12 protein-coding genes are annotated in these 10,975 nt (G+C 68.8%); 7 read left to right on the top strand and 5 right to left on the bottom strand.

The genetic code is table 11. The annotated features are described in order from the left end of the window. On the bottom strand, nt 1-153 hold a 153-nt coding region (locus ACTCB7_RS09415), incomplete at its 3' end, for a hypothetical protein (protein ID WP_463006461.1). A 254-nt stretch (nt 154-407) separates the two neighbouring features. Here ACTCB7_RS09415 and ACTCB7_RS09410 point away from each other — a divergent pair. From ACTCB7_RS09410 to ACTCB7_RS09400, 3 genes are all read left to right on the top strand, one after another. Beyond that, nucleotides 408-1,379, top strand: a complete 972-nt coding sequence (locus ACTCB7_RS09410) for an alpha/beta hydrolase (RefSeq protein WP_463006460.1) — start codon at nt 408-410, stop codon at nt 1,377-1,379. After that, nucleotides 1,376-1,864, top strand: a complete 489-nt coding sequence (locus ACTCB7_RS09405; protein ID WP_463006459.1) for a hypothetical protein — start codon at nt 1,376-1,378, stop codon at nt 1,862-1,864. Before ACTCB7_RS09410 ends, ACTCB7_RS09405 begins: the two co-directional genes overlap by 4 nt. An 83-nt stretch (nt 1,865-1,947) precedes the next feature. Next, nucleotides 1,948-3,054, top strand: coding sequence for an aminotransferase class I/II-fold pyridoxal phosphate-dependent enzyme (locus tag ACTCB7_RS09400; protein ID WP_463006458.1), 1,107 nt, complete (start codon nt 1,948-1,950; stop codon nt 3,052-3,054). Nucleotides 3,055-3,064: 10 nt separating this feature from the next. Here the strand turns inward: ACTCB7_RS09400 and ACTCB7_RS09395 are convergent, their stop codons facing one another. The 3 genes from ACTCB7_RS09395 to ACTCB7_RS09385 all read right to left on the bottom strand — a co-directional run bounded on the left by ACTCB7_RS09395 (nt 3,065) and on the right by ACTCB7_RS09385 (nt 6,251). Continuing rightward, on the bottom strand, nt 3,065-4,117 hold the full coding sequence (locus ACTCB7_RS09395) for a sodium:calcium antiporter (RefSeq protein WP_463006457.1): 1,053 nt from the start codon (nt 4,115-4,117) through the stop codon (nt 3,065-3,067). An 84-nt stretch (nt 4,118-4,201) separates the two neighbouring features. Continuing rightward, nucleotides 4,202-5,722: a YifB family Mg chelatase-like AAA ATPase gene (locus ACTCB7_RS09390; RefSeq protein WP_163649629.1), complete on the bottom strand. Its 1,521-nt coding sequence runs from the start codon at nt 5,720-5,722 to the stop codon at nt 4,202-4,204. Nucleotides 5,723-5,846: 124 nt separating this feature from the next. Continuing rightward, nucleotides 5,847-6,251: an accessory factor UbiK family protein gene (locus tag ACTCB7_RS09385; protein WP_463006456.1), complete on the bottom strand. Its 405-nt coding sequence runs from the start codon at nt 6,249-6,251 to the stop codon at nt 5,847-5,849. A 309-nt stretch (nt 6,252-6,560) separates the two neighbouring features. Between ACTCB7_RS09385 and ACTCB7_RS09380 the strand changes: the two genes are divergently transcribed. The 3 genes from ACTCB7_RS09380 (at nt 6,561) to ACTCB7_RS09370 (ending at nt 8,671) form a co-directional block, all read left to right on the top strand. Further along, a complete protein-coding gene (locus ACTCB7_RS09380) occupies nt 6,561-6,899 on the top strand; it encodes a P-II family nitrogen regulator (protein WP_163649627.1) in 339 nt (112 codons plus the stop codon). Between the two features lie 25 nt (nt 6,900-6,924). Continuing rightward, entirely contained in the window at nt 6,925-8,169 is a 1,245-nt protein-coding gene (locus ACTCB7_RS09375; protein ID WP_463006455.1) for an ammonium transporter, read from the top strand. Nucleotides 8,170-8,332: 163 nt separating this feature from the next. Continuing rightward, nucleotides 8,333-8,671, top strand: coding sequence for a P-II family nitrogen regulator (locus ACTCB7_RS09370; RefSeq protein WP_163649625.1), 339 nt, complete (start codon nt 8,333-8,335; stop codon nt 8,669-8,671). A gap of 152 nt (nt 8,672-8,823) precedes the next feature. On the opposite strand, the gene ACTCB7_RS09365 is transcribed toward ACTCB7_RS09370, so the two are convergent. Further along, nucleotides 8,824-9,600, bottom strand: a complete 777-nt coding sequence (locus ACTCB7_RS09365) for a ferredoxin--NADP reductase (protein ID WP_463006454.1) — start codon at nt 9,598-9,600, stop codon at nt 8,824-8,826. A gap of 148 nt (nt 9,601-9,748) precedes the next feature. On the opposite strand from ACTCB7_RS09365, the gene ACTCB7_RS09360 reads away from it, so the two are divergent. Beyond that, nucleotides 9,749-10,675, top strand: a complete 927-nt coding sequence (locus tag ACTCB7_RS09360; RefSeq protein WP_463006453.1) for a LysR family transcriptional regulator — start codon at nt 9,749-9,751, stop codon at nt 10,673-10,675. Nucleotides 10,676-10,975 lie beyond the last annotated feature (300 nt).

The following is a 10,975-nucleotide window of genomic DNA, read 5'->3' as shown; positions in this document are numbered from 1 at the left end:
GCGGTTGGTGGGCGCGAGGTCGTGGACCAGGGCATCGACGCCGGCCCAGAAGGCCTCGGGGTCGACACCGGTGCCGGGCAGGGCCTCGTCGGTGATGAAGCGGTCGAGTTCGGCGGCCACCTGCAGGCGGTGGCGGGTAACGCGGTCGGTCATGGAACGATGTCCTCTCGCTGCGCTGTCACATCGGCGTTGGGTCGCCGATACGGTATTCATTATGGCAAAAGCAATTATGGAAACGTCTTCCATATATTAACCGAAAGCGGGGGCGCTGTGGACACCGCTCGACTAAGGGCTAAGACTCATGCCGCGGAGACGCGCCAGCCACGATCGCCGGGGATTGACCAGCGACAGACGGCCCTCTCTCGTTCACAATCGGCACAAGCATGGAAGCGAACCTGGGAGATGTCATGACCGATTTCGCCCCCTTACAGGCGCTGGGGCCGCTCGCCGCGGTCGACGCGTCGCGCGCCGAGGCGCTGGGCGAGTATCTGGCCCACTACCGGCTGGCGCCCCTGCTGTCGGAAGGGGTCGAGCTGTACGCCGGTTTCGTGGATACCGACCGCTACCGTCTGTGGGCACAGGTCTGGTGCCCCGGCGACCCCTGCGGCACGGCATTTGTGGTCCACGGCTACTTCGACCACCTGGGCCTCTACCGCCACCTGCTGGAACGGCTGCTCGCCCGGGGCTGGCGCGTGGTGCTCTGGGACCTGCCCGGTCACGGCCTGTCGAGCGGGCCCCGCGCCACCATCGACGACTTCGAGGAGTACGGCGCCTGCCTGCAGGCGCTGCAGCACCACCTTACCCATCGCACGCTCGCCCCCGGCCCCTGGGTGGGGATCGGCCAGAGCACCGGCGCGGCGATTCTCGCCACCGACGCCCTAGGCCGCGGCACCACGGCACCCTGGGAAGCACTGGCCCTGCTCGCGCCACTGGTCCGCCCCTGGGGCTGGCCGCAGTCGAGCTGGCTGCACCGCCTGGCCAGCCCCTTCATCCGCTCGATCCCGCGTCGCTACCAGCCCAACTCCAACGACGCCGAGTTCGCCGACTTCCTGCGCGAACACGACCCGCTGCAGCCGGACCGCCTGACGCTCACCTGGGTGTCGGCGATGCGCCGCTGGATGGCCCACATGCTGGCACTGCCGGCCAGCGACCTGCCGGTGCTGATCCTGCAGGGCGAACAGGACCTGACCGTCGACTGGAGCTGGAACCTCGAGGTGCTGACCCGCAAGTTCCCCCGCGCCCGGGTCCATCGCCACCCCGAGGCGCGTCACCATCTGGTCAACGAGAGCCCGCCGATCCGCGACACCCTGTTCGATGAGCTCGACCAGTTTCTCGACGGCGTCATCGAACCGGCCGACCAGCCCTCGGTGACGCCGTGAAACGCACGCTCTGCAGCCTCTGCCTCGCCCTGCTGCTGGCCGCCTGTGCCGGCGCCCCGCCCTCGAGCACCACGCCCGAGCGCCGGGCCCTGCAGGGGCTGAGCCAGCGCGCCGCCGAGGCCGCCATGACCGCCCCCCACTGGGCGATCCCGGCCGAGGAACGCGTCCTGCTGCTGGCCCCGCCTCGGGTCGATGCCGACCTGCCCATCGCCACCGACACCTTCCGCGAGGCGCTCACCCGCGCCCTGCTCGGCCGCGACGGCGGCCCCCAGGTCCTCAACTGGACGCCCACGGCGAACGAGTCCGCGGCCCCCGACAACCAGTGGATCCTGGAAAGCCGGCTGCAGACCGAAGGCCCGATCCTCGCCCTCTCCGACCGCCGCCTGCTGCCCTACCGCCTGGAGCTGACGCTGCGCCGCCCGGGCAGCGACGCGCCGCGCTGGCGCTACCATATCGACGGTGCGCTGGATGCCTCAGCGCTGTAATCGCCCCATCCCGCGTTTTGCGGCACCCGGCATCGCGCGCCACAATGACCGGCCAGCCTCACCCGAGCAAGGAGTCGTCAGTCATGCCCCGCTACGCCCGTCACCTCTATCGTGAAGGCCCCGCCAACCCCTTCCCCGGCCTCAAGGCCCTGGAACGCAAGCTGGGGCGTTCGATTCCGCACCGACTGGGCTCCAACGAAGGGCTCGACATGCCGCATCACGCCCTGAAGGCGCGTTTCGGCGAGGCCGTGGCCGAGCTGGCGCGCAGCTACGGCGATGCCGAGGCGCTGGGCGTGCGCCGCCGGCTGGCCGAGGCACTGGACACACCAGTCGAGGCCCTGCTGGTGGACGCCGGCGCGGACAGCCTGCTCGCCCTGGCGCTGCGCGCCACCTGCGAGCCCGGTGACACCGTGATCACCAGCGCCGGTACCTACCCGACCTTCCGCTATTTCGCCGCCGGCCAGGGCTGCCGGGTGGTCGAGGTCGACTATCGCCGCGCACCGGGCCGACTGGCACCCGACCTCGCCGCCCTGGCGGAACACGCCCACCAGCACCACGCCCGGCTGGTCTATCTGGCCAACCCCGACAACCCCAGTGGCCACTGCCATGACGACGCGGCCGTGCAGGCACTGCGCGACGCCCTGCCGGCGGACTGTACCCTGCTGCTCGACGAGGCCTATCACGACTTCCGCGGCGATGCCGACGCGCCCGAGGCGGGCGCCGTGTGGCCCGGCGTGATCCGCGTGCGGACCTTTTCCAAGGCCCACGGGCTCGCCGGGCTGCGCATCGGCTACGCGATCGCCGACCCGGGGACGCTGGCCATGCTGCACAAGGTGCGCATCCATTATGCCGTCTCCTCGCTGGCCCTGGCCGCCGCGGAGACGGTGCTCGACCACCCCGGCGAGACCCGCGAGCACGTCGACGCGGTGATCCGGCGCCGCGAGCAGCTCGCCGAGCGGCTGCGCGCGCTGGGCGCCGAGGTGCCGCCGAGCGACACCAACTTCATCGCCGTGTGTCTGCCCGACGCCGAGACCGCCGAGCACGTGCACACCGCCCTGCTCGCCGATGGGGCGCTGATCCATCGCCCCGCGCACCCGGCACTGGGCGACGTGCTGCGCATCAGCACCCTGGCCGACGCCCTGCCCGAGGGCCGCCTGGCGGCGCTGGAGACCGTGCTGCCCGGCCGCTGACGCCGCCCTCTCACGCCGGGGCGGCCGACCCGCCCAGCACCAGCATCGCCGCCCCGGCCAGATAGCAGGCGATGATCGCCACGCTCTCGAAGCCGATCCGACCCGGGCCCTGCTCCTGGCGGCGGATCAGACCCAGCATCAGGATGCCGGTCATCAACAGCGACAGCGCCACCCACAGCGATACGTCGTCGGGCACGGCATGGTAGATCGAGCCGCCGCGGTAGGCGATGTCCGAGGCCGCGGCGAACAGCGTGTCGAAGGCATTGCCACCGATGATGCCGGCCACCGCCAGGGTCAGGGCGCCGCGCCGCACGGCGGCGATCGAGGTGACCAGCTCCGGCAGCGACGTGACCACCGAGGTCATCAGCACCCCCACCGCCGCCTGACTGAGCCCGGTGCGCTGGCTGATCACCGTGGCGCTGCGCTCCAGCAGCCAGCCGCTCACGCCGAGCACCGCCGCCATGATCACGAACGCCAGCCACAGCGTGGTCAGTGAGCGGGCCAGCGCCTGATCGTCCGGCTCGTCGAGACGGGTCTCGCGGGTGCGCGCCGGCTGCCACATGGGGTTGTGCTGGGCGCGGCTGACCAGACGCAGCCCGAACAGATAGATGATGAACAGCAGCGGCGTGACGGGGTGCACCTGCCACAGGGTCCACTCCGGCGAGAAGCGCCCCACCAGCAGCAGCGCCAGCAGGCAGATCAGCAGGCCGCCCTGCATCAGGTTGCCGATCGAGGCCGCGGCATGCTCCAGATTGGCGCGCCGGTGCGCCAGGTCGGCGAGCGTCAGGAACAGCGTCTGCACGGCGATGCCGCCCAGGGCGTTGCTCATCGCCAGTTCCGGCTGGTCGGAAAGTGCCGCGGACACCGACAGCACGATGCCCGACAGCGAGGTCGCCATGCCCAGCAGCAGCGCCCCGGCAACGGCCTCGCCCAGCCCGGTGCGATCGGCGAGATCATCGACTACCCGGGTCAGCCGGGTGCCCACCACCCCGATCACCAGGGCACAGGCCGCGAACAGGCCGACGCTGACCGCCAGCGGCAGGGACTCGAGCAGGGCCGTCATGCCGGGCTCCCGGGACTGCCGATCACTCGGGTGAAACGACGTGCTGTCATGGCTCGGTCCTCCGTGACCCGGATGGCCTGGCGTTCAGGCCGAGGATTCCCCGCCGCCGCGCAGCCGGTCGAGCTGGCGATAGCCGATCGCCTCCATCAGCTGGGGGCGGCCGGGATGCGGTACACCGGCCAGGTCGGCGAGCGTCAGTGCCACCCGCAGCACGCGATGGTAGGCCCGTGCCGAGAGCTTGAGCCGGGTCAGCACCTCGGCCAGCCAGACCCGCTCGGCCTCCGGCAGGGCACAGGCGGCCTCCAGCGCGGCTCCGGGCAGCCGGGCATTGAGATGCCCCCGTGCCAGCTGCCGCTCGCGGGCGGCGAGCACCCGCTCGCGTACCGTGGCCGAACTCTCGCCCCGGGTGTCGCGGGTCAGCTGGTCGGGCGGCAGGGCCGGCACCTCGACCTGCAGGTCGATGCGATCGAGCAGCGGCCCGGATAGCCGCGACTGGTAGCGCTGGATCTGCGCCGGGGTGCATACGCAGGCCTGGCGCGGGTCGCCCAGGTGCCCGCAGGGGCAGGGATTCATGGCCGCGACCAGCTGAAAACGCGCCGGGAAGCGGCGCTGGCGGCTGGCCCGGGCGATGTGGATCTCGCCGGACTCCAGCGGCTCGCGCATCACCTCCAGCACGCCGCGGTCGAACTGCGGCAGCTCGTCGAGAAACAGCACCCCGTGGTGGGCCAGCGAAATCTCGCCGGGCCGCGGCCGCGAACCGCCGCCCACCAGCGCCGCGCCGCTGGCGGTGTGGTGCGGCGAGCGGAAGGGACGCTGCCCCCACTGCGCCAGCAGGTCGAGCCCGCAGACCGAGCGCACCGAGGCCACCTCGAGCGCCTCGTCCGCCGACAGCGGCGGCAGGATGCCCGGCAGGCGGCTGGCGAGCATGGTCTTGCCGGTGCCCGGCGGACCGGCAAACAACAGGTTGTGCCCGCCCGCCGCCGCCACCTCCAGCGCGCGGCGCGCCTGATGCTGGCCACGCACCTCGGCGAGATCCGCCAGCGGCGCCCGGGACGGGGTCGGTGCCGTGAGGGTGTGGGCCGGCAGCGTGGCCTGCCCCAGCAGGTGCGCGACCACCTCGCTCAGGTGCCCTGCCGCCTGCACCGTCAGCCCCTCGGCCAGCGCGGCCTCGTCGGCGTTGTCCTCGGGCAGCAGCAGGGTCCGCTCGGCACGGCGCGCCGCCAGGGCGGCGGGCAGCACGCCGGAGACCGGGCGCAGCCGCCCGTCGAGGGCCAGTTCGCCGAGGCACTCCACGGACTCGAGCGACGCGACGGGGATCTGCTCGGAGGCCGCCAGGATACCCAGCGCGATCGGCAGGTCGAAGCGGCCGCCCTCCTTGGGCAGGTCCGCCGGCGCCAGGTTGACGGTGATGCGCCGCGTGGTGGGAAAGTCGAACCCGGCATTGGTCAGGGCGCTGCGCACCCGCTCGCGGCTCTCGCGCACGGCGGTTTCCGGCAGGCCGACCAGCGTCATGCCCGGCAGGCCGTTGGCCAGGTGCACCTCGACCAGCACCTCCGGCGCCTCGAGCCCCAGCCCGGCGCGTGTATGAACGAGAGCGAGTGCCATGGGCGGCTCCTTGATCCGACGACGTGGCCGCGAGCCGGACCGGCAGTGCCCGGCTCGCTACTTAAGAATCTGTTGATTCAGCATTCATTGATACAGATCGGGCCGTCATCGGCAAGGGCGTGGCTCAACGCGACGCCGAGTCGTCGTCCGCGGGCCGGGGCTCATCCGCCGCGGCGGCCTCGCCGGTTCCGGCGGACTCGCGCTCCGACGTGGCGTCATCCGGCGCGGGAGCGGTCGCCGTCTCGCCGGCGGACACCGGGGCGGCGCTCTCGGCCGAGGGCGTCTCGGCGTCCAGCGACGCTTCCAGCGCGGCGACCTGCTTCTCGAGCGCCTCGACGCGGGAGCGGGTGCGCTGCAGCACGTCCATGAGGATGTCGAAATCCTCGCGGGTCACCAGCTCCATGCGCTCGAAGGCACCGCGCATCACATGGTGCACGTTGCGCTGGATCTCCTCCGGCGCGTGGGAGGCATCCTGCAGGCGCTCGCCGAGCTGCTGGGCAAGGCGGCTGATGCGGTCGTTGGGGATCATGGGTCTCTCCTTGCAAGGGTGTCTCCAGCATACGCAACGCACTCGCCCCTGCACCAGCGCGTTGCGCTCGCCCCGGGACCTTCGCCAGGCCCGGTCACGAGGTCGTTCCCCGCCTGCGCCAGGGTGATGCAGCGGCGGTGTCCGCCGGCACCAAAACAGTGCGCTGCGTTGCAGCATGTCATCCCGACGCGCCTCTAAATCGGTGGCGAAAACAATTCATCTCACTGTTTTCAATCAACAAAAACAAAGGTGGCACATCCTTCGCCATATCGCTTTCAGGCGCCAGCCGACCACAAGGAGACGCAAGGGATGAAACTCATCACCGCCATTATAAAACCCTTCAAGCTCGACGATGTGCGCGAGTCCCTGGCCGACAACGGGGTGCAGGGCATCACCGTCACCGAGGTGAAAGGTTTCGGTCGCCAGAAGGGGCATACGGAGCTGTATCGCGGCGCCGAGTATGTCGTGGACTTCCTGCCCAAGGTGAAGATCGAGATCGCCCTCGACGACGACCGGGTGGACAGCGTGCTCGAGGCCATCCGAGCCGCCGCCAACAGCGGCAAGATCGGCGACGGCAAGCTGTTCGTCACGCCGCTGGAGGACGTGATCCGGATTCGTACCGGCGAACGGGGCCCCGACGCCGTCTGAGACGCAGGACAAGGAGACAACAACGATGACAGAGCTCAACTACGCGCTCGATACCTTCTACTTCCTCATCTGCGGGGTGCTGGTCATGTGGATGGCCGCCGGCTTCGCGATGCTGGAGGCCGGCCTGGTACGCTCGAAGAACACCGCGGAGATCCTCACCAAGAACGTCGTGCTGTTCGCCATCGCCTGCACCATGTACCTGCTCGTGGGCTACTACCTGATGTACTCGAGCGATGCCGGCGGCTTCCTGCCCAACCTCGGCGTGCTGCTGGGCAGCGAGAACGGCGTGGACGCGGTGCTGGCCGGCGGTGACGACGCCCCCTACTATTCCGCCCGCGCCGACTTCTTCTTTCAGGTGGTCTTCGTGGCGACCGCCATGTCGATCGTCTCCGGCGCCGTGGCCGAACGCATGAAGCTGTGGGCCTTCCTGGCCTTCGCGGTGGTGATGACCGCCGTCATCTACCCGGTCGAGGGCTACTGGACCTGGGGCGGCGGCTGGCTGAACGAACTGGGCTACTCCGACTATGCCGGTTCCGGCATCGTGCACCTCGCCGGTGCCGCCGCGGCGCTGGCCGGGGTGCTGGTGCTCGGCCCGCGCAAGGGCAAGTACGGCAAGAACGGTGCCATCTTCGCCATTCCCGGCGCCAACATGCCGCTGGCCACGCTCGGCACCTTCATCCTGTGGATGGGCTGGTTCGGCTTCAACGGCGGCTCCGAGCTGAAGCTCTCCGACGTGACCTCGGCGAACCACATGGCGCAGGTACTGGTCAACACCAATGCCGCGGCGGCGGGCGGCGTGATCGCCGCGCTGATCCTGGCCAAGCTCTGGTTCCGCAAGGCGGACCTGACCATGGCGCTCAACGGGGCGATCGCCGGCCTGGTGGCTATCACCGCCGACCCGCTTTCCCCCACCGCCCTGGGCGCGACGCTGATCGGCGCCATCGGCGGGCTGCTGGTGGTGGCCTCGATCGTGACCCTCGACAAGCTGCGCATCGATGATCCGGTGGGCGCCATCTCCGCCCACGGCGTGGCCGGCATCTGGGGCGTGATGGCGGTGCCGCTGTCCAACGGCGAGGCGACCTTCGGCGCCCAGCTGATCGGGGTGATCGGCATCTTCGCCTGGGTGTTCCTCGCCAGCCTGCTGGTGTGGCTGCTCCTCAAGGCGATCATGGGCATACGGGTCAGCGAGGAAGAAGAATACGAGGGGGTCGACCTGGCCGAGTGCGGACTGGAGGCCTATCCGGAATTTACCGTCGGCGGCAACAAGTAGCGCCGCCGACACACCGAGTGAGCTGGCGTGCTCCACCTGGCCCCCTTCGGGGGGTCTTTTTTATTCGCCCAACGAGCGGTGTATGCTTTAGGGCAACAGTACCGACGCAATCCGGGGCCGGCCTCCGCGTGCCGGCCCCGCCCCAAGGCGAGGAGTCAAGACGATGAAACTGGTGACAGCCATCATCAAGCCGTTCAAGCTGGACGATGTCCGCGAGTCGCTCTCCGAGATCGGCGTGCAGGGCATTACCGTGACCGAGGTCAAGGGCTTTGGTCGCCAGAAGGGCCACACCGAGCTGTATCGGGGCGCCGAATACGTCGTCGACTTCCTGCCCAAGGTCAAGCTCGAGGTCGCCGTCGACGACAGCATGACCGAACAGGTCATCGAGGCGATCACCAGCGTCTCCAACACCGGCAAGATCGGCGACGGCAAGATCTTCGTCTCGCCGCTGGAGCAGGTGATTCGCATCCGGACCGGCGAGACGGGCAAGGACGCGGTCTGAGTTCGGCCTGGAAACTGGCTACGCTCGCCGACGTTTCAGAGCCAACTTGCGCTCGCATCCATCCCGAACAACAACGCCCCCATGACCTTGTCATGGGGGCGTTGCTTATTTCCGTGTCGCGCTTGTGGCGTACCGCGCCGGGCGCCGCCCGGTCACTTCTCGACGAAGGCGCGCTCGATCACGTAGTCGCCCGGCTCGCCCATGCGCGGCGAGATCTTGAAGCCCAGGTCGTCGAGCAGCGCGCTGGTTTCATCGAGCATCGCCGGGCTGCCGCAGATCATGGCACGATCCTGCTTGGGATCGAGCGCCGGCAGGCCGGTGTCCTCGAACAGCTTGCCGCTGCGGATGTGATCGGTCAGACGGCCGGTGGTGCGGAATTCCTCGCGGGTCACGGTCGGGTAGTAGACCAGCTTCTCGCTGATCTCCTCGCCCAGGTACTCGTGGGCCGGCAGCTCCTTCTCGATGAAGTCGGCGTAGGCCAGCTCACTGACGGTGCGCACGCCGTGGATCAGCACGATCTTCTCGAAGCGCTCGTAGGCCTCCGGATCCTGGATCAGGCTCATGAACGGCGCCAGGCCGGTGCCGGTGGACAGCAGATAGAGGTTGCGGCCCGGCAGCAGGTCATCGGTGACCAGGGTGCCGGTCGGCTTGCGGCTGACCATGATCTGGTCGCCGACCTTGAGGTGCTGCAGGCGCGAGGTCAACGGGCCGTCGGGCACCTTGATGCTGAAGAACTCGAGGTGGTCCTCGTAGTTGGGGCTGGCGATGGAGTAGGCGCGCACCAGCGGCTTGCCCTCGACCTCCAGGCCGATCATCACGAACTGGCCGTTCTTGAAGCGCAGGCTGCGTTCCCGGGTCGTGCGGAAGCTGAACAGGGTATCGTTCCAGTGGTGGACGCTCAGCACTTCTTCCAGGGCGTACTTGCTCATCAGGGCCTCTCAATATATTCCAAAAAAGAATAATACATCGAACTTTAGCTTTCCCATAATTCTAAGACCCTGGCCGATATCTGTTAAATGGGTTGTCTGGATAACCCTTATCGGCAATCTTGATAAAGAGCCGTCACGAGTCCGCCCCATGCGCTACACCCTTCGCCAGCTCGAAGTCTTCGTCGCCGTCGCCCAGCACCAGAGCGTCTCCCGCGCCGCCCGCGAAATGGCGCTCTCCCAGTCCGCCGCCAGCACGGCACTGGCCGAGCTGGAGCGCCAGTTCGACTGCCGGCTGTTCGATCGCATCGGCCGCCGGCTCAAGCTCAACGCCCTGGGCTTCCAGCTGCTGCCCAAGGCGGTGGCCCTGCTCGACCGCGGCGAGGAGATCGAGGAGCTGCTGCGCGGCCAGCGCGGCATCGGCTCGCTGGACGTGGGCGCCACGCTGACCATCGGCAACTATCTGGCCACCCTGCTGATCAGCGACTTCATGCAGCGCCACCCCGGCAGCCGGGTGCGCCTGCATGTGCGCAACACTGCCTCGATCGTCGAGCGCATCATCCAGCACGAGCTGGACCTGGGGCTGATCGAGGGCAACTGCCAGCACGAGGACGTGGTGCTGCAGCCCTGGGTGGAGGACGAACTGACGGTGTTCTGCGCGCCGCATCATCCGCTGGCCGGCGCCGGTGAGGTGGGCCTCGACCGGCTGCTGCGGGAGGCCTGGATCATGCGCGAACAGGGCTCGGGGACGCGCCTGACCCTGGAACAGGCCACGCGCCATCGCCGCGGGCGCTTCAACATCCGCCTCGAGCTGGAGCACACCGAAGGCATCAAGCGGGCGGTGGAATCGGGGCTGGGCATCGGCTGCGTCTCCAACCTGGCCCTGCGCGACGCCTTCCGGCGCGGCAGCCTGGTGCCGATCGCCACGCCCGAGATCGACCTGCGCCGCCAGTTCGCCTTCATCTGGCACCGTCACAAGTATTTGAGCACCGGCATGCGCGAATTCCTGCGCCTGTGCCAGCAGATGACCGAAGGCATCCAGCGCAGCGATGAAATCGAGCTGCCCAGCGTCCCCTGATCCCGAAAAGTTACAACAATTTACAAAGAAGACTCCGCCCCCCCTCCCCCCGGTGCAGCGAACCCCCTCCCCCCGACAGACTGAGCCATCGTCATACCAAAAAGCCCATGGTTGCCCTGTTTTCAGGCGTTTTACTGCAACGCAAAATCAGCCTCGGGGTTCATCAATGTCAGGTTGGGCACCCTCGCGCGCGCTCTTATTATCCTGAATCCGTGATGCCGGCGTCGACACTTTCCCTATCGCCGTCAGCGAGCATTTTTTGACCTCCGATTCCGTCTCAACCGCCGAATGCATCTCTGC

Source organism: Modicisalibacter sp., from assembly GCF_055145905.1.
Note: the sequence above shows the minus strand (reverse complement) of the source record. Positions and strands in the feature narration are given on the sequence as shown.